Source organism: Paraburkholderia sp. UCT31, from assembly GCF_014397655.1.
In the GTDB taxonomy this organism is placed as follows: Bacteria; Pseudomonadota; Gammaproteobacteria; order Burkholderiales; family Burkholderiaceae; genus Paraburkholderia; species Paraburkholderia tuberum.
In genome coordinates this window covers 201,216-217,790 of sequence record NZ_VZQP01000005.1, presented here as the reverse complement: position 1 = coordinate 217,790, position 16,575 = coordinate 201,216, and the positions used below count along the sequence as shown (strand labels likewise).

General features: G+C 64.7%; 14 protein-coding genes and 1 pseudogene. 8 read left to right on the top strand and 7 right to left on the bottom strand.

What is annotated here, in order from left to right:
* Positions 1-221 precede the first annotated feature (221 nt).
* A complete protein-coding gene (locus F6X40_RS05715; protein ID WP_187627084.1) occupies positions 222-998 on the bottom strand; it encodes an ABC transporter substrate-binding protein in 777 nt (258 codons plus the stop codon).
* A gap of 579 nt (positions 999-1,577) precedes the next feature.
* Between F6X40_RS05715 and F6X40_RS05710 the strand changes: the two are divergent.
* Positions 1,578-2,286, top strand: a pseudogene (locus F6X40_RS05710) (pirin family protein).
* Positions 2,287-2,420: 134 nt separating this feature from the next.
* Here the strand turns inward: F6X40_RS05710 and F6X40_RS05705 are convergent.
* On the bottom strand, positions 2,421-2,954 hold the full coding sequence (locus F6X40_RS05705) for a periplasmic heavy metal sensor (RefSeq protein ID WP_184045708.1): 534 nt from the start codon (positions 2,952-2,954) through the stop codon (positions 2,421-2,423).
* Between the two features lie 218 nt (positions 2,955-3,172).
* Here F6X40_RS05705 and F6X40_RS05700 point away from each other — a divergent pair, with 218 nt between their 5' ends.
* Together F6X40_RS05700 and F6X40_RS05695 are read left to right on the top strand one after the other, a co-directional pair.
* On the top strand, positions 3,173-3,898 hold the full coding sequence (locus tag F6X40_RS05700; protein WP_184065514.1) for a response regulator: 726 nt from the start codon (positions 3,173-3,175) through the stop codon (positions 3,896-3,898).
* Positions 3,882-5,198: an ATP-binding protein gene (locus tag F6X40_RS05695; RefSeq protein ID WP_187627083.1), complete on the top strand. Its 1,317-nt coding sequence runs from the start codon at positions 3,882-3,884 to the stop codon at positions 5,196-5,198. Before F6X40_RS05700 ends, F6X40_RS05695 begins: the two co-directional genes overlap by 17 nt.
* A 61-nt stretch (positions 5,199-5,259) precedes the next feature.
* On the opposite strand, the gene F6X40_RS05690 is transcribed toward F6X40_RS05695, so the two are convergent.
* Positions 5,260-5,526, bottom strand: a complete 267-nt coding sequence (locus tag F6X40_RS05690) for a hypothetical protein (RefSeq protein WP_018419782.1) — start codon at positions 5,524-5,526, stop codon at positions 5,260-5,262.
* Between the two features lie 172 nt (positions 5,527-5,698).
* Complete coding sequence (locus F6X40_RS05685; RefSeq protein WP_187627082.1) at positions 5,699-7,390, bottom strand: sensor domain-containing diguanylate cyclase; 1,692 nt, start codon at positions 7,388-7,390, stop codon at positions 5,699-5,701.
* A 782-nt stretch (positions 7,391-8,172) separates the two neighbouring features.
* On the opposite strand from F6X40_RS05685, the gene F6X40_RS05680 reads away from it, so the two are divergent.
* Together F6X40_RS05680 and F6X40_RS05675 are read left to right on the top strand one after the other, a co-directional pair.
* A complete protein-coding gene (locus F6X40_RS05680; RefSeq protein ID WP_184065520.1) occupies positions 8,173-9,924 on the top strand; it encodes an ABC transporter permease in 1,752 nt (583 codons plus the stop codon).
* A 19-nt stretch (positions 9,925-9,943) separates the two neighbouring features.
* Complete coding sequence (locus F6X40_RS05675; RefSeq protein ID WP_026225663.1) at positions 9,944-11,290, top strand: AAA-associated domain-containing protein; 1,347 nt, start codon at positions 9,944-9,946, stop codon at positions 11,288-11,290.
* A gap of 67 nt (positions 11,291-11,357) precedes the next feature.
* On the opposite strand, the gene F6X40_RS05670 is transcribed toward F6X40_RS05675, so the two are convergent.
* From F6X40_RS05670 to F6X40_RS05660, 3 genes are all read right to left on the bottom strand, one after another.
* Entirely contained in the window at positions 11,358-11,894 is a 537-nt protein-coding gene (locus F6X40_RS05670) for a hypothetical protein (RefSeq protein WP_187627081.1), read from the bottom strand.
* Positions 11,891-12,469, bottom strand: coding sequence for a hypothetical protein (locus F6X40_RS05665; RefSeq protein ID WP_187627080.1), 579 nt, complete (start codon positions 12,467-12,469; stop codon positions 11,891-11,893). The genes F6X40_RS05670 and F6X40_RS05665 overlap by 4 nt, the downstream gene beginning before the upstream one ends.
* A gap of 339 nt (positions 12,470-12,808) precedes the next feature.
* Positions 12,809-13,867 carry a sigma-54 interaction domain-containing protein gene (locus F6X40_RS05660; protein ID WP_184065530.1) on the bottom strand — a complete coding sequence of 353 codons (1,059 nt, stop codon included), beginning with the start codon at positions 13,865-13,867 and terminating at the stop codon, positions 12,809-12,811.
* Between the two features lie 397 nt (positions 13,868-14,264).
* Between F6X40_RS05660 and F6X40_RS05655 the strand changes: the two genes are divergently transcribed.
* From F6X40_RS05655 to F6X40_RS05645, 3 genes are all read left to right on the top strand, one after another.
* Complete coding sequence (locus F6X40_RS05655) at positions 14,265-14,582, top strand: YqjD family protein (RefSeq protein ID WP_187618190.1); 318 nt, start codon at positions 14,265-14,267, stop codon at positions 14,580-14,582.
* 70 nt (positions 14,583-14,652) lie between these two features.
* On the top strand, positions 14,653-14,904 hold the full coding sequence (locus tag F6X40_RS05650) for a hypothetical protein (protein ID WP_187627116.1): 252 nt from the start codon (positions 14,653-14,655) through the stop codon (positions 14,902-14,904).
* A gap of 269 nt (positions 14,905-15,173) precedes the next feature.
* Complete coding sequence (locus tag F6X40_RS05645; protein ID WP_184065533.1) at positions 15,174-16,574, top strand: sigma-54-dependent transcriptional regulator; 1,401 nt, start codon at positions 15,174-15,176, stop codon at positions 16,572-16,574.
* Position 16,575 lies beyond the last annotated feature (1 nt).

The following is a 16,575-nucleotide window of genomic DNA, read 5'->3' as shown; positions in this document are numbered from 1 at the left end:
CGAGCGCCTGGCTCGCCGTGATCCGCAGCGCACAGCGTGCCGCTGTGCAAATCATGCTGCAGAAACGTTGGTGCTCCTGCAGCGCGCTTGTGGGACTTTCGTCTCGGATTGTTTTGAATCTACTGCCTGGTGAATCTACTGCCTGGTGTCGCCACCTTCGTTGCCGCTTTCACTGCCACCGGCACGAGCCGGCTTACCACGCAGTATCCTGCCTGTTTCGCTCAACGGCCGGGATAAATGTCGAAATCGAAGTACTGCTTTTCGAGCTTCTTGAACGTGCCGTCCTGATGAACCTCGGCGAGCGCCTGATTGAACTTCGCCTTCAGCTCGGCATCGCCCTTGCGCAGACCGATCGCGGTGCCTTCGCCGATCGTCTGCGGATCCTTCACTTCCGGACCGGCCCAGGAGAACCCTTTGCCGCGCGGCGTCTTCAGAAAACCGGCGTCGGCCTGCACTTCGTCCTGCAGCGCGGCGTCGAGGCGCCCCGACGCGAGATCCGCGTACACCTCGTCCTGATTCTGGTACGACACGACGAGCACGCCCTTCGGCTCCCACCAGGCCTTCGCGTACTGTTCCTGCGTCGAACCCTGCTCGACGCCGACGTGCTTGCCTTTCAGCGATTCAGGGGTGGGCCGAAGCGGCGAACCGGTTTTCGCAATCATGCGGGCGGGCGCGTCGAACATCCTGTCGGAGAAGTCGATCTGCTCGCGGCGCTTGTCGGTGACGCTCAGCGAGGAAACGATCGCGTCGAACTTGCGAGCTTTCAGCGCCGGGATGATGCCATCGAGATCCTGCGCGACCCACACGCACTTCACGTTCATCTTCGCGCACAGCGCGCGGGTCAGATCGGCATCGAAACCGACGATGTCGCCATCAGGCGCCTTCGATTCGAATGGCGGATAACTGGCGTCGACCCCGATGCGCACCGTTTTCCATTCTTTCGCCGTCGCGCCGGTGGCCATGACTGCCAGAGCCACGCACAGTGCGAACTTCTTCATGTTTCTCCTGAATCAAACTGATCGTCGTAATAACACGACTCGACGAGCACCGGCCGAGGGCCGACGGTCGCTATTCTAGGCGGTCAAAATTGCCGTGCCGCAGGGATTGTCGCCGCGCTCTGGTCGTCCTTGCGCGGGCGGTTCGTCCGACGTGGCGCGCCGGTCCGGCGCGTTCGGTGCTTATCGGGCGTGGCTCGCACGGTGTGGTGCCGAGTCGAAGCCCGTCGCGCACCGGTTGCGGCCGGCCCGCCGAGGCTTGCCGGCGCGGCCTGCACGTCCCGCGGGACGTCCACGCGGCTTGAAAAGCGCGGTATTTTACCCGAAGAGCGGCAAGCTGCCAGCGCAGCGCGGCATCGAGCGGCAAGACGCCGTGCAACGCGTTGTGCGTGCGCGACGCCGGCGCGGTTTTGCGGGCGCCGGGCATCCGGGCGCCGGGCTTTCCGCGCGATGGGCTCGCCGGTCGCGCGATTGCATGCAGCGATGGAACGCTGCGGTGCGGTTGCGTACGATTGTTATGGGGGGGCGCAACCCCTACATTCCCGGCATCGCTCTGATTGATTACTTACCGGGAGACTTTCCATGATTGAGATTCGCCGCTCCGCAGAACGCGGTCACGCGAACCACGGCTGGCTCGACTCGTATCACAGCTTCTCGTTTGCCGATTACCGCGACCCCGAGCACGTGCACTTCGGGCCGCTGCGCGTGATCAACGAAGACCGCATCGCCGGCGGTAAGGGTTTCGGCGCGCACGGGCATCGCGACATGGAGATCGTCACGTATGTGCTCGAAGGCGCGCTCGCGCATCGCGACAGCATGGGCAATGGCTCGACGATCCGTCCCGGCGACGTGCAGCGCATGAGCGCGGGCACCGGCGTGCAGCATAGCGAGTTCAACGCGTCGAGCGACGAACTCGTGCACTTGCTGCAGATCTGGATCATCCCGGGCCGCGCGGGCGACCAGCCCGGCTACGAGGAAAAGCGCTTCGACGCCGACAGCAAGCGCGGCCGCCTGCGTGATCGCGTCGCCCGACGGCCGTGACGGCTCGGTGACGATCCATGCGGACGCGTCGATCTACGCGGGACTGTTCGACGGCGCCGAACACGCGACGTTCGCGCTGCCGGCGGGGCGCCTCGGCTATCTGCACGTCGCGCGCGGCACGCTGAGCGTGAACGGCACGGTGCTCGAGGCGGGCGATGCCGCGAAGCTCAGCGACGTCGACACGGTGACGCTGGAAAAGGGCGACGACGCGGAAGTGCTGCTGTTCGATCTGGGTCAGTTGAACGGCTGATTCAAGCAGTTGATTCGCGCGGGCCGCCGATCGAGCGGCGAGCAGCGCCAAAGAGCAACGCCACGGAAAACCTCGTCCGTGGCGTTTTTCTATTAGCGAGGCGCCCTCCCTGGTCCGCCTCGCGAATGCGCCGCTTATTGATTGGCGGCCGGCGCCGACGCGGCGCCCTTGTGATGCTCCCAGCGCTCGCGCATCTTCTCGTGACGCTGCTCCATCCGCGCGAAGCGCTGCTTCAGCGCCGTGCTGACGGTGGTCTTCTGCTGGTCGTTCAGGCCGTTATAGAACTTCAGCCACGCGTCGGTGGTTTGCTGACGCAGTTGCGCGTCCTTCTGCTCGATCTGCTGATGCGTCGCGGCCATCGCGTTCAGATCGAGGATCGGCTGTTGCTGTGCGGCCTTGAACTGGTCTTGAACCTGCTTGTGGTTGGCGCGCATCGCTTCGTGGTTCTGCTTCATCGTATCGAGCGCGTTTTGCCACAGCTTTTCCTGATCCGCGTTCAGCTTTAGCCGGTCGTGGAGTTGGGTCAGTTCCTTCATGAAGTGGCCATGCCAGCCGCCGGGCCCGCCGTGCGCCTGCTCGGCGGGTTGGGCGGCGTAAGCGGCGCCCGCGCCGATGGCGAGAGCGGTGGCAGCAACGGCGAGAACGCGCGACATCTTTTTGGTGGACATATGAGGCTCCTTGTAATGGAATAGCCGACGAAGCAACCGGTCTTTGGACTGCCTGCACTCGGTAAGGCACAGCGTAGAGAACCGGGTGCACCGCTGTGTTACGCGCCCGGACGCCGCTATTACCAGCAATTACGTGCGGCTTTCACCGTAACACCCGGTAACCCTTCAGACCGTTTGGAAAACGAAATCCCTTTTGGCTGCGCGTTAAACTTCATTCCATGGCTACTCAAATCCTGGTCGTCGACGACGACGTCGAACTGCGCGATCTGTTGCGCGACTATCTCGCCCGTCAGGGCATCGAAGTTTCGGTGCTGCACGACGCGGGCTCGCTCGAACGGCGCCTCGAGCGCGAGCGCCCCGACCTCATCGTGCTGGACCTGATGATGCCCGGCGTGGACGGCCTCACCGCGCTGCGCAAGCTGCGTGCGTCGGGCGATGATATCCCCGTCATCATGCTGACCGCGCGTGCGGACGACGTCGATCGTATCGTCGGGCTCGAACTCGGCGCGGACGATTACCTCGGCAAACCGTTCAATCCGCGCGAACTGCTCGCGCGCGTGCAGGCGGTGCTGCGGCGGCGCCGCACGCTGCCGTCGGCGGCCGCGCCCGAGCAGCGCGAGCCGTTCAGCTTCGGCCGCTTCACGCTGGATTTCCAGTCGCGCACGCTGCATCTCGAAGACAAGCCGCTCCCGCTGTCGGGCAGCGAGTTCGCGCTGCTGAAGATTTTCGTCAATCACCCCATGCGCACGCTCACGCGCGAGCGCCTGCTGGAACTGCTGCACGGTCCCGAGTACGACGGCACCGACCGCGGCATCGACGTGCAGGTGTGGCGCCTGCGTCGCATTCTCGAAACCGATCCATCCACGCCGCGCTTCATCCAGACCGTGCGCGGCCGTGGTTACGTGTTTGTGCCGGACGGCGAGCAGCATGCGTCGGCCCATTGATTCGCTGTTCGGGCGGCTCGCGCTGCTCGTCGTCGCGGTGCTGTTGCTGTCGCATTTCGCGTGGTACGCGCTGATGCGACTCGAACGTTCGCAACTGCAAACGCGCTACGCGGTCGAGGAAGCGACCTTCCTCGTCGACGCGGTGCGTCAGCACGTCGCCCGCACACCGGATCAACCGCTGCCGTCGCGTGTGAAGCTGGTCGACCCGGCGAGTCCGGACGTGCCGGCGCCCAGCGCGAACATGCCGCCGCCGCTCGCGCGTTTCGTCGAGGACGTGCGCGACCGCATGCCGGCCGACACCCAGGTGCGCGTCGGTCCGCCCGGCGCTCCGCCCATGCTATGGGTGCGCGCCGTGACCGATCAGAACTGGATCGTCGTGCCGGTGCAGCCGCTGCGCATGCCGCGCTCGCTCGACCGCACGGTCTTGTGGCTCGTCATCATTTTCTCGTTTGCGGTGATGGCGGCGCTGTTCGCTGCTTGGGCGCTACAGCGGCCGCTGCGCTTGCTCGCGCAGGCGGTGGCGCGCTTCGGTCGCGGGCTGCCGGTGCCACCGGTGCCCGAGCGCGGGCCGCGCGAGTTGCGGCAACTCACCCATGGCTTCAATCAGATGGTGCAGGAAGTCGCGCGCACCGAGAACGATCGCGCGGTGATGCTTGCCGGTGTCGCGCATGACCTGAAGACGCCGCTCGCGCGTCTGCGGCTGCGCGCCGAAATGATGGACGACGCGAAGACGCGCGACGGCGTCGTGCGCGACGTCGATTCGATGACGCATATCGTCGAGCAGTTCCTGCTGTTCGCGCACGACGGCGCGGACCGCAGCGAACCCGTGGAAGTGGATGCGCAGTGCGAGCGTGTCGTGCGCAGCTATCGGGCGGTGGCCACCAGTGCGCCGACCGTGCACACGGAACTGAACGCCGGGCCGTCATTTCTGCTGCCGGCGGCCACGCTCGACCGGATTCTGTCGAATCTGATCGACAACGCGCATGCGTATGGCGCGCCGCCGGTGGTCGTCGCGACCGCGCGCACACCGCAGAGCTTTACGCTATCAATTAGCGACAGCGGCACGGGCATCGCCGCCCAGGACCTGATCAACGCGAGCCGGCCGTTCGTGCGGCTCGATCCGGCGCGAGGCGGCAACGGCCATAGCGGGCTGGGCCTTGCGATCGTCGAGCGGCTCGTGCGGCGCGCGGGCGGTGAATGGGAAATCGGCAATCATGGCGGCCGCGGTTTGCGGGTGTTGATGAGTTTTCCGTTCGACGTGCTGCCGCGGGTCGCGACCGCCTCGGAAAACGCCTGGTAGAAGCAGGGGTGTTGGAGTCGCGATGCGCGCGCGAGGCGTCGGCATCGCGAGCGGCGAGAGCTCAGTCCGAAAACAGCGTATTCAACGCGTTCGCCGTTTCGCTATCGACGGTATTCCACGTCACCGATTCCGCCTCGAAGATATAGTGCGTCGTATATTTGCCGAGGCGCGCGAGTATTTCCTCCTGAATCAGTTCCGGCGCGACCTCCAGTTTCAGATACCACGCGGTCGACGACAGACGCGTCTGGAACGCGCCGTATTCGGCGAGCAGATGGTCGAAAGCATCAGCGTCGTGATCGCGACAGACGATCACCAGATTTCCCTTCATGCGAATCTCCCGTTAGTGCGGTAGTGACAATCCGATATCAGGATTGATGATACCTGCTTCGTTGCGGGAGGCTCGGCGTCGTTTTCAGCGCGGGGCAGGGTGTCGGCGTGGGTTGGCTGAGCGGAGAGGGCGATACCGTCGCGCGCTGAATATTTCGGCGAGCGTCAGGCATTCACCAGGCATTCACCGCGGTGCGCGTGGGCGGCGCCGTATCGTCGGGCGGCAGTGCTTCGGTGCGGTCGCGCCCGCCGGTCTTCGCCGCATACAGCGCGGTATCGGCGCGGCTCATGAGACGCTCAGGCAGATCGTCGGGCGACAGTTCGGTGATGCCGATGCTCACGCTCAGCCCCGCCGCGGCCGGCAGCTTCGGCGAGGGCACCGCTTTCAACCGCAGCCGCAGACGCTCGACGACTTCGCGCCCGCCCGTCAGATCGGTGGCCGGCAGCAGCAGGCCGAACTCTTCGCCGCCGAGCCGGCCGACCGCGTCGGAGCCACGCAGCTCGGCGCGACACGTATCGACGAAATGTTCGAGCGCGCGGTCGCCGGCGGCGTGGCCGAAGCGGTCGTTGATCTGCTTGAAGTGGTCGAGATCGGCGATCGCCATGCACAGCGGCTCGCGCCCCGCGTGCGCGCGATCGATCTCGTGGCGCAGCAGGTCGAGGAAATAGCGCCGCGACAGCGCGCCGGTCAACGCATCGTGCCGCGCCTCCGCCGACAGCAGCGTATTGGCCGACTGCAACTGCTCGGCGAGATCGCGTGTCGCGCGATGGTGGCGCCGCTCGCGCACGTAGGACACGGTGATCACCCACGCGAGCGCGACGGTGCCGGCCAGCGTCAGGAACACCAGCAGGTGGTCGCGCTTGTGGTTGCGCAGCAGCTCCGGCCACGCGGCGAGCGGATCGACCAGGTGCGCGGAGAGCCCCGAGTTCAGGCCGCCGCGGTTCTGATAGAGAGCCGGGGCCGGCCGTTCGATCATGCCGAACAGCTGCGCGGCGACCGACGCCGGCACCCACGGCGCCTGCTCACGCACTTGCGTGTCTTCGCGGATCAGCATGTCGGGGAACGTCTCCCGGCGGTAGATGATGCGCCGCTCGGCGGGGCTCATCAGCGTGACGCGCGAGTTCGGCAACGCGTGGCCTTCGAGCGCGCTGTTGTGCGCCATGATGATGACGCCGTTGTCGTCGGACACGAAGGTGCCCGCGTGCGCGACCCAGTGGCGCAACCGCGCGATGCCGACCTTCGCGACCACCGCGCCGACCAGCAGCCCGTCCGCATACACCGGCGCGGCGATAAAGATGCCCGGCTCGCCGCTCGCGCGACCCACGCCGTAGGCTTCGGAGAATGCGCCGAGCAGCGCGTTGGTCAGATAGCCGCGCGCGCGCATGTCCACGCCGACGAACGATTGCTGCGCACCCTCGGGGTTCGACATCGTGCCGCTCGACGCGACGCAAATGCCGTTCGCGTTGACGATCCAGACCTGATCGAGCCCGGAGAAGCCCTGCGCTTCGTGCAGGAACCTGCTGACCCCGGCCATCTTCGGATCCTTGAGCAAGGCGGCTCGCAAGGCGGGTTCCGCCGCCTCGCTGTTCACGGCATAATTCTGCGATTGCACGAGGGCACGCTGGACCACGTCCATTTCGGCCATGGTTGCGGGGATGGCGCGGGACATCGCGAGGTCGCTGGCAATCACTTCAGCCATGTTGTCGACGATCGACGTGGACATTTGCCGCTGCGTGTGCAACGCCGCGTCCAGCTCTTGCTGTACCATCCGGTCCGCGACCATGCCAGCCACGAACCAGCAGACGAGTACGATCAGCACGAAGCTGACCGGCCCGGCTACCTGGCGCAAGGTTGTCCTGTTCATCGACCCTCTGATCCGTCTGGCTGTGACATGCAACTTGCTCGTTCGTGGGCAGCGCGCTCTCAACGCTGTGTCGTTATCTGCATCAGCTGCGGTTTCGTCCCGTCGCGAGCGACGTGCGCTTCGCCGTCGCCATGCCCGGGATGATCCGCTGATAAACAGGTACGTCGTTTCCCGATTTTAACCGTCGCGGGGCACGATGCCACCGTTATTGCTGGGATGCCGCCTGCATATGCCGCGCCGATCAGGTTCTTAACGGCAGCCGCGCCGCTTTCTTGATAGCTGTGCGGGCCAATGAAGCGATCGAGCGACGATGGCCGGGGGCGATGCGCCGATGTGGCTTGCGCGCCACGCCGCGAGACGGCCTCGCGACGTGTCACGCTGAAGCACGCGGCAGCAGGGTACAGTGCGGCGCGGCGACGCGTGCCGGGGCTTGCTGAAGCCTTACGCCACGGCCTCGCGAGGCCGTATCGCAATTTGCGGCGAAAGGTTGTGCCTGAAACATAGGATGGTGTAGTGTCGTGCCGTCCAAAACGAGAAAAACCCGCCAGCCCTCGGGCGGCGCCCGCGGCGACAGGAGTTCGGCGTGATGGTTGTGGTCGTGGGCGACGCGTTCACGAACCAGTCCATTGCCGGACCATGTGTCTCCAACGCTAACGATTTACCACGCACGCGCGTTTTGCCATGCCTGATTTCCGCTTTCCGGACCGACCCATAGACCGCCGCGGAGCAGCCGCGGCCTCCTTCGAGCGTTCGAATGCCTGTTTGAAGAGGGAGGGCATCTGATGGATTTCAGCTTCAACCTGAACCGCACCGCCAATGCGTCGGCATGGCGCGTGTTGCCCAACCGCTGGGACTTCGTCGCGTTCCCGCTGATCATCTGCCTGATCGCGATGGCGTCGATCGGCTTTCACGAGACGCTCGCGCCGATGTCGACGCTAAAGACGCAGGCGATCTCGCTCGATCCGGCCAACCTGCCCGAGTACGCGATGCGCACCACGCTGCGCATGCTCGCGGCGATGGTCGCGTCGCTGATCTTCACGCTGGTCTACGGGACGCTGGCCGCCAAGAGCCGCCGCGCCGGTCTCGTGCTGGTGCCGATCCTCGACATCCTGCAGTCGGTGCCGGTGCTCGGCTACATCTCGTTCACGGTCACGTTCTTCCTCGCGATGTTCCCGGGCCGCGTGCTCGGCGCCGAACTCGCCGCGATCTTCGCGATCTTCACGAGCCAGGCGTGGAACATGACTTTCAGCTTCTATCAGTCGCTGCGCACGGTGCCGCGCGATCTCGACGAAGTCTCGCGCGGCTTTCATCTGACTTCATGGCAGCGCTTCTGGAAACTCGAAGTGCCGTTCTCGATGCCCGGCCTGATCTGGAACATGATGATGTCGATGTCGGGCGGCTGGTTCTTCGTCGTGGCTTCCGAAGCGATCACGGTCGGCAATCATACGATTACGCTGCCGGGCATCGGCGCCTACCTGGCGCAGGCGATCAGCGACAAGAACCTGCACGCGATTGGCTGGGTCATCCTCGCGATGACGGTCGTGATTCTCGCCTACGACCAGTTGCTGTTCCGTCCGCTCGTCGCGTGGGCGGACAAATTCCGCATGGAGTTCACGAGTTCGGGCGATGCGCCGGAATCGTGGCTGCTCGACCTGATCCGCCGCACGCGGCTGATTCACCGGTTGCTCGTGCCGCTCGGCTGGATGTTCGCGCGCGCGGCTCGGGTGCGCTTCCAACTGCCGGCGTTCAGCGCGCCGCGCTTTCACATCCCGCAGCGCGAGAAGAACTCGAAGCTCGGCGACTTCATCTGGGCGGCGATCGTGCTGCTCGCCACGGTGTATGTGGTGTACCGCGTGTTCCTGTATGTGCGTACCGGCGTGACGCTCGACGAGATCGGCCACGTGTTCGTGCTGGGCCTGATCACGCTCCTGCGCGTGGTCGTGCTGATCGCGATCGCTTCCGTGATCTGGGTGCCCGTCGGCGTGCTGATTGGCCTGCGCCCCGCGCTCGCGGAAAAGATGCAGCCACTCGCGCAGTTCCTCGCGGCGTTCCCGGCGAATTTGCTGTTCCCGGTTTTCGTGATCGCGATCGTGCGCTTTCACCTGAATCCGGACATTTGGCTGTCGCCGCTGATCGTGCTCGGCACGCAGTGGTATATCCTGTTCAACGTGATTGCAGGTGCAAGCTCGTATCCGAACGACTACCGCGAGGCGGCCAAGAATTTCCACATTCGCGGCTGGCAGTGGTGGCGTCAGGCGATGCTGCCGGGCATTTTTCCGTACTACGTGACCGGTGCGATCACCGCGTCGGGCGGCGCGTGGAACGCGAGCATCGTTGCCGAGTTCGTGCAGTGGGGCGATACCAAGGTCGCCGCGCATGGCCTCGGCGCCTATATCGCGCAGACTACCGCGGCGGGCGACTATCCGAAGATCATCGTGGGCATCGCCGTGATGTCCCTGTTCGTGACCCTGTTCAACCGTCTGCTGTGGCGTCCGATGTACGCCTACGCCGAAGGCAAGCTCCGTCTAGATTGAGAAATGAAGGCTTAACGCGATGCAAAATCCTAAAGCTGCTATGACCGCCGCGCCGATCCAGACGCCGCCGAAGCCCCCGCGCCTCGGCGAGGAAATCCTGCGCGTGAAGGACGTGTGCCGCGGCTTCAACAAGACGCAGGGCGAACTGCTCGTCCTCGACGACGCGAATCTGTCGCTGCGCGAGGGCGAGATCGTCGGCCTGCTTGGCCGTTCGGGCTCGGGCAAGTCGACGCTGTTGCGCATCATCGCCGGTCTGATCGAGCCGACCGACGGCGAAGTCACGTACATGGGCAAGCCGCTCGCAGGCCCGGCCAAGGGTGTCGCGATGGTGTTCCAGACCTTCGCGCTGTTTCCGTGGCTGACCGTGCTGCAGAACGTGGAAGCGGGTCTCGAGGCGCAAGGCGTCGGCGCGTCTGAGCGGCGCACGCGCGCGCTCGCCGCGATCGACCTGATCGGCCTCGACGGCTTCGAAAACGCGTATCCGCGCGAGTTGTCGGGCGGCATGCGCCAGCGCGTCGGCTTTGCGCGCGCGCTCGTCGTCGATCCGACGCTGCTGCTGATGGACGAGCCGTTCTCCGCGCTCGACGTGCTGACCGCCGAAACGCTGCGTACCGACCTGCTCGATCTCTGGACGCAGGGGCGCATGCCGATCAAGGCGGTGCTGATCGTGACGCACAACATCGAGGAAGCGGTGTTCATGTGCGACCGCATTCTGGTGCTGTCGTCGAACCCGGGCCGCGTGATCGCCGAGATCAAGGTGCCGTTCAAGCATCCGCGCAACCGTCTGGACCCGGCATTCCGCCGCCTCGTCGACGAGATCTACGCGAAGATGACCGCGCGTCAGACCGACGAAAAGACCAAGAAGGGGCTGGAGCTCGGTAGCTGGCTGCCGCACGTGTCGACCAACCTGATGGCCGGTCTGATCGAAACGCTCGCCGCCGCGCCGTATCACGGCCGCGCGGACATGCCGGAAATCGCGCGCTCGCTGCATCTGGAGGTCGACGATCTGTTCCCGATCGCCGAAGTGCTGCAGCACCTCGGTTTCGCCGACGTGCGCGAGGGCGACATTTTCCTGACGCCGCCGGCGCGCGTGTTCTCCGAGTTCGGCACGCAGGAACGGAAGATGATGTTCGCCGAGCATCTGCTGCGGCACGTGCCGCTCGCGGCGCGGATCAAGAAGGTGTTGAACGAGCGGCCCGGACATCGCGCGCCGCGCGTGCGTTTCGAGCAGGAGCTCGAGGACTTCCTGTCGGACAGCGCGGCGGAAGAGACGCTCGACGCGGTCATCAACTGGGGCCGTTACGGCGAGATCTTTTCGTATAACGACCAGACCGAAATCTTCAGTCTGGAAGACGTGGAGTCTTAAGCCTGGGTTGCCGCGGAAACGACTGCGGTTCAGACAAAAAAGCGGCGAGGAAAACCTCGCCGCTTTTTTATTGCAGATTGCCCCAGCGTGCAACCGCCGGCTCGGCCGTCGCCCACTTCCAACCCTTGTCCTGCTGGCACGCGCTCGCCGTGAACCACCTCTCGGGCGCGTTCGGGCCGTCGCCGTCCTGCACCGAGAACACGAAATCCTTGCACAGCGCGAGCGCCGAGCTGAACGCGCGGGTCACGCGTACCTCGCCATGGCCGTTTTCGATCGGCAAGGTGTGCTTGACCGACCACGGTTTAGTTTCGCCGACCGGCATCGTGCCGACCAGCGCCGCCATCAGATCCTGCTGATCCTTGTGCATGCTGCGCATGTAGCGCGCGACCGCTTCGTCGGTCGCGGCCTGCACGGCCACGCCGACGCCGAGCGCGACGGCCGGATTGCTGGTCACGAGGCCCGACGCGACACCCGCCGCCGCGCCGCTCGCGGCGCCGATCGACGCGCAGCCGCTCGCCAGCAGGCTCGCGCCGACGCATAGCGCGGCGGCCGCGATGAGCCGCATCCGATCACCCATCGGACCGCCAAGCGAACGCAATTTCATTGCAGCGCACCCCAGCGCTCGGTGGCGGGTTCGGCCGATGCCCAACGCCAGTCCTTACCATCACGGCAAACCGATGCGATGTAGAACGCGCTGCTCGCGGGCTTGTCGCGCGTTGCGTTTTGATCGACGGAAAAGACGATTTCCTTGCAGTCGAGCGGGCCGGTGCTGATCAGACGGCTGACGGTCACGCGGCCGTGTTCGTCGTCTTCGATTGGGAAAGAGTGGGTGATGCTCCACGGGGCGACCGCGCCGACCTCGAGCGGACCGGCCGCCTGCGCGATGCTGTTCTGCGTATTCGTGTGAACTACGCGCTCCGAGTACTGCACACCGGCGCGCGCGGCGGCGACCGCGCCAAGACCGATACCGGTCGCGACCGCCGCATTGCTGGTGACCTTGTTGGCGACCGCGGCGCCCGCGATACCGGCGCCCGCGACCGCGCCTTCCGTGTACAACGAACTACAGCCGCTCAATGCCGACGAAACCGCCAGCGCCAGCGCGATCAGCGCTGTTACGTGGGGGCGTTTGCCAGCGACAACGGACTTCGCGTTGACAGCCCACACCATGTTCTTTTGCATTTCTCCCGTCCCTGCCCGTACAGGTGCCTGCGTTCACGCTTCGCGCGTGTAAACGAAGGACACGTCGTTCATTATGCAGCGGCATTGTGCAGGATGCGTTTTGTAATTGGCAGCGAAAAAATGCAAGAAATTGCAAAACATCGTGCGCTGCGATGTTTTCTGTCGCATGGGCGGGCTTACCTGGCTCTGCCAGGTATTGGGGACATCAGGTGAATTTGCCGTCGGCGTGAGACGTTGAGCAGGTGAATTCGGTGCCGCGAAACGCGCGGCGAAAGGATCATGACGAACAGCGCAACAGCTGGCCGCCGCCATCGGCGGATGGCTCGCGTTGCACCGTGCCTATGAGTCGGCTTCGTCTTCCCCGCTTTCGTCGCCGTATGCGCTCAGCCGGTTGTACAGCGTTTTGAGGCTCACGCCGAGCGCTTTGGCAGCGCGTCGCTTGTCGCCGCCGCAGTACTTGAGGGTGCCGAGAATGATCTGCTTCTGCGCGTCGGCGAGCGGCGTGCCGATCCACACGCTCATCGCGTCGCCTTGCGTGACCGCTTTCTTGACTCGCGACGCAAGATGCGGATGCGGCAATTCAACCGTCTTTTCCGCGAGAATGAACGCGCGATATACGGCGTTCTTCAACTCGCGCACGTTGCCCGGCCACGACCATGAACGCAGCGTTTCGATCGAGCGTTTGCTGAAGCTCTTGTTGGTGCCTTCCTGCTGATTCAATTGCGCGAGGAAGTGTTGCGCGAGCAGTTCGCGATCGTTTTCGCGCTCGCGCAGCGGCGGCGCGCGCAGCGGAAACACCGCGAGCCGGTACATCAGATCCTCGCGCAAGCCGTTTTCCTTGACGGCTACGGCGGGGTCGCGATTGGTCGCGGCGATCACGCGCACGTTGCCGCTGATCAACTCGTTGCCGCCGACGCGATAGAACGTGCCGGTTTCGAGCGCGCGCAGCAGCTTGACCTGGCGTACCGGCGCCATTTCGGTGATTTCGTCCAGAAACAGCGTGCCGCCGTTCGCATGTTCGAAGTAGCCGACGCGGCCCTGGACCGCACCGGTGAAGCTGCCTTTTTCGTGGCCGAACAGTTCGGCTTCGATCAGCTCGTCGGGAATCGCGCCGCAGTTCACGGCGACGAACGCGCCGTCCTTGCGGCCGCTGCGCTCGTGAATGGTGCGGGCGATCAGCTCCTTGCCGGTGCCCGATTCGCCGATGATCAGCGCGGTCGCGTCGGTATCGGCGACGCGTTCGATCTGTTCATACAGATCGAGCATTACCGGCGACGAGCCGTACAGCAGCCCGTACGATTTCAGTCCCGCGACGGCGTCCGCGACGCGCTGCTTCGCTTGTGGCGAAGCATTGCCACCGGCGGACACGGTGGGCGAGTCCAGATCGATTGACGCCATAAAAAGGGAAGTCCTGTGCAAATGGAGTTCGTGTTGCGGCGCGCAGGCCTTGAATGCGATAGACCGTACAGCCACTATCTCATAAAAGACGATTTAACCACTTCGACACTGATTCCGGCAATCGAACTGGCAGCCGCTGAAATAGCCGTGCGCGCAATCGGTCGAAAGTGCGCGAAATTGGCCTTATCAGCGCGCTGGAGCGGTAAATATACCGGGCACATGCATTGCATCATTGACCGTTTGATCGAGTCGTGCGAGGTTTGACGGCTACGTCGCGGCGCCGCCGGCCAGCGCAAACCGGCAACCCGCATCGTGCGCCCGAAGCCCGAACTGTTGCACCGTCGACGCACCGATTCCGCGGCAACGCACGAACGCCGAATCAGACGAGGAGTGAACGATGACTGACACCACACAACAACTTGCACTCGGCGGACAGAAGATCGTCGAGGATCTTCGGGTGCTGCTGAGGGACTCGGAGGAAATGCTGCGACTCGCCGCCAACGTGCCGGGCGAAGGCGTCGACGCCTTGCGCGGCCGGCTCGGCACGCACGTGGAAACGCTGCAATCGGCGCTCGGCGATGCGCAACGCAACGTGCATCGCCGGTATCGCGGGGCGGCGGTCAGCACCGAGCACTATGTGCGCCATAACCCGTGGCGCTCGCTCGCGCTCGCGGCGGGCACCGGTTTTCTGCTCGGCGTGCTGGTCGCGCGTTAGACGCGGCGCAGCGAGCGGCGCTCGCTTGGCGCGGCTGCATTCATCCGCATCACGATCCAAGGAGTTCATGATGACACGACCCACAATTGGTTTTTTTGGCGCATTGATGGCAATCGGCGGCTTCCTGGCGGTTCGCTACGTGCAACACAAGCGCACGGGCCAGGTCTCACCGGCGCGCGAGCTGTGCAGCTGGGAAAACGAGGGCGGCGCGGTGGCGGCGCCGGCGACTTTGTCGACCGAGCTGGCGCCCGCCTCGCACAGCGGCAACGGCTCGGAGCAGGTCAACGGCGAACACCGCGCATGGCCGTTTCCGCGCGGCTGACGCGGTTCGCTCGAATGCAACGGGGCCTGCTGCCGGCGCCTGGAACGGGATTGTTAAATGAATCTTATAAAGCCGTATAATAGGTAAATAGGCAACAATGACGCGGAAGTTGGCGCGAATTTGGCCGTCATTGTTGCAATTTTTCATCAAATGGTCGGCGGAACGGAACGCAGTCGATTCCGCGTCATGCAGCCGACCGGACCCAGCCGCATGCCCATTGGCATGTTCCGCATATTTTCTGACCCACGCTTGCAGGCTTTCGAAACGCGATGCCACATGTACTCATTGTCGATGACGACGCAGGTACCCGCGAGGCACTTTCCGCCGTCATCGGGGAAGACGGGCTGACCACCGCCACCGCGGGCGATCTGCGCGAAGCGCGTATTCAACTGATCCGGCAGATGCCGGACGTCGTTTTCACCGACCTGAAGCTGCCCGACGGCAGCGGGGTCGATCTGTTCGAAGATCTCGATCCGCGCTCCGGCGTCGAAGTGATCGTGATCACCGGCCACGCGACGGTCGAGTCGGCGGTCAGCGCACTGAAAATGGGCGCGGCCGACTACCTCGTGAAGCCGATCAACATGCAGCGCGTGAAGTCGATCCTGTCGCGCCTGCCGCGCGCCGGCGACCTGAAGGCGGAAATCGGCACGCTGCGCGGCGAGTTGCGCCGCATGGGCCGCTTCGGTCTGATGCTCGGCAATTCACCGGCGATGCAGGAGGTCTACGACCAGATCAGCCGCGTCGCGCCGACGGCGGCCTCGGTGATGCTCGTCGGCGAATCGGGCACCGGCAAGGAAGTTGCCGCGCAGACGCTGCACGAGCTGAGCCTGCGCCGCAAGCACGCGTTCCTCGCGGTCAACTGCGGCGCGATTTCGCCGAATCTGATCGAATCGGAAATGTTCGGCCACGAGCGCGGTTCGTTCACCGGCGCGGACCGGCAGCACAAGGGCTATTTCGAGCGCGCGAACGGCGGCACGCTGTTCCTCGACGAAATCACCGAGATGCCGATCGAGCTGCAGGTAAAGCTGCTGCGCGTGCTCGAGACCGGCATGTTCATGCGCGTCGGCACGACCAAGGAAATCGAAACCGACGTGCGTCTGATCGCGGCCACCAATCGCGATCCCGAGCAGGCGGTGCTCGAAGGCAAGCTGCGGCTCGATCTGTACCACCGGCTGAACGTGTTTCCGATCAGCCTGCCGCCGCTGCGCGAGCGCGGCAAGGACGTCGAGCTGCTCGCGCAATCGTTCCTCGATGAGCTCAACGAGCGTCACGGCACGAAGAAGCATTTCCCTGTCGCGGTGAAGGACATGCTGCTGTCGTATCCGTGGCCGGGCAATGTGCGCGAGCTGAAGAACTACGTGCAGCGCGCGCACATCATGTCGAGCGCGGATTCGGATAGCACGGCGACGGTGCCGTTGCAAATCACGCTGTCGAAGCCCGCGGCCGGTACCGCGATCACGATCCCGTTCGGCACCTCGCTCGCGGAAGCCGACCGTCAGCTGATTCTTGCGACGCTCGAGCAATGCGGCGGCGTGAAGACGCGCGCCGCGGAAATTCTCGGCATCAGCCTGAAGACGCTGTACAACCGGCTCGTCGAGTACGGCAACGATGCGCGCGACGACGGCGATCCCACCGACGAATCACGCGCACTGGGCGGCGCGGACGCCTGAT

Coding starts and splice junctions, on each gene's coding strand:
- F6X40_RS05665 (WP_187627080.1), bottom strand. CDS start 12,469: ATGCAAAAGAACATGGTGTGGGCTGTCAACGCGAAGTCCGTTGTCGCT.
- F6X40_RS05715 (WP_187627084.1), bottom strand. CDS start 998: ATGAAGAAGTTCGCACTGTGCGTGGCTCTGGCAGTCATGGCCACCGGC.
- F6X40_RS05660 (WP_184065530.1), bottom strand. CDS start 13,867: ATGGCGTCAATCGATCTGGACTCGCCCACCGTGTCCGCCGGTGGCAAT.
- F6X40_RS05700 (WP_184065514.1), top strand. CDS start 3,173: ATGGCTACTCAAATCCTGGTCGTCGACGACGACGTCGAACTGCGCGAT.
- F6X40_RS05655 (WP_187618190.1), top strand. CDS start 14,265: ATGACTGACACCACACAACAACTTGCACTCGGCGGACAGAAGATCGTC.
- F6X40_RS05695 (WP_187627083.1), top strand. CDS start 3,882: ATGCGTCGGCCCATTGATTCGCTGTTCGGGCGGCTCGCGCTGCTCGTC.
- F6X40_RS05645 (WP_184065533.1), top strand. CDS start 15,174: ATGCCACATGTACTCATTGTCGATGACGACGCAGGTACCCGCGAGGCA.
- F6X40_RS05690 (WP_018419782.1), bottom strand. CDS start 5,526: ATGAAGGGAAATCTGGTGATCGTCTGTCGCGATCACGACGCTGATGCT.
- F6X40_RS05705 (WP_184045708.1), bottom strand. CDS start 2,954: ATGTCCACCAAAAAGATGTCGCGCGTTCTCGCCGTTGCTGCCACCGCT.
- F6X40_RS05680 (WP_184065520.1), top strand. CDS start 8,173: ATGGATTTCAGCTTCAACCTGAACCGCACCGCCAATGCGTCGGCATGG.
- F6X40_RS05675 (WP_026225663.1), top strand. CDS start 9,944: ATGCAAAATCCTAAAGCTGCTATGACCGCCGCGCCGATCCAGACGCCG.
- F6X40_RS05650 (WP_187627116.1), top strand. CDS start 14,653: ATGACACGACCCACAATTGGTTTTTTTGGCGCATTGATGGCAATCGGC.
- F6X40_RS05670 (WP_187627081.1), bottom strand. CDS start 11,894: ATGAAATTGCGTTCGCTTGGCGGTCCGATGGGTGATCGGATGCGGCTC.
- F6X40_RS05685 (WP_187627082.1), bottom strand. CDS start 7,390: ATGAACAGGACAACCTTGCGCCAGGTAGCCGGGCCGGTCAGCTTCGTG.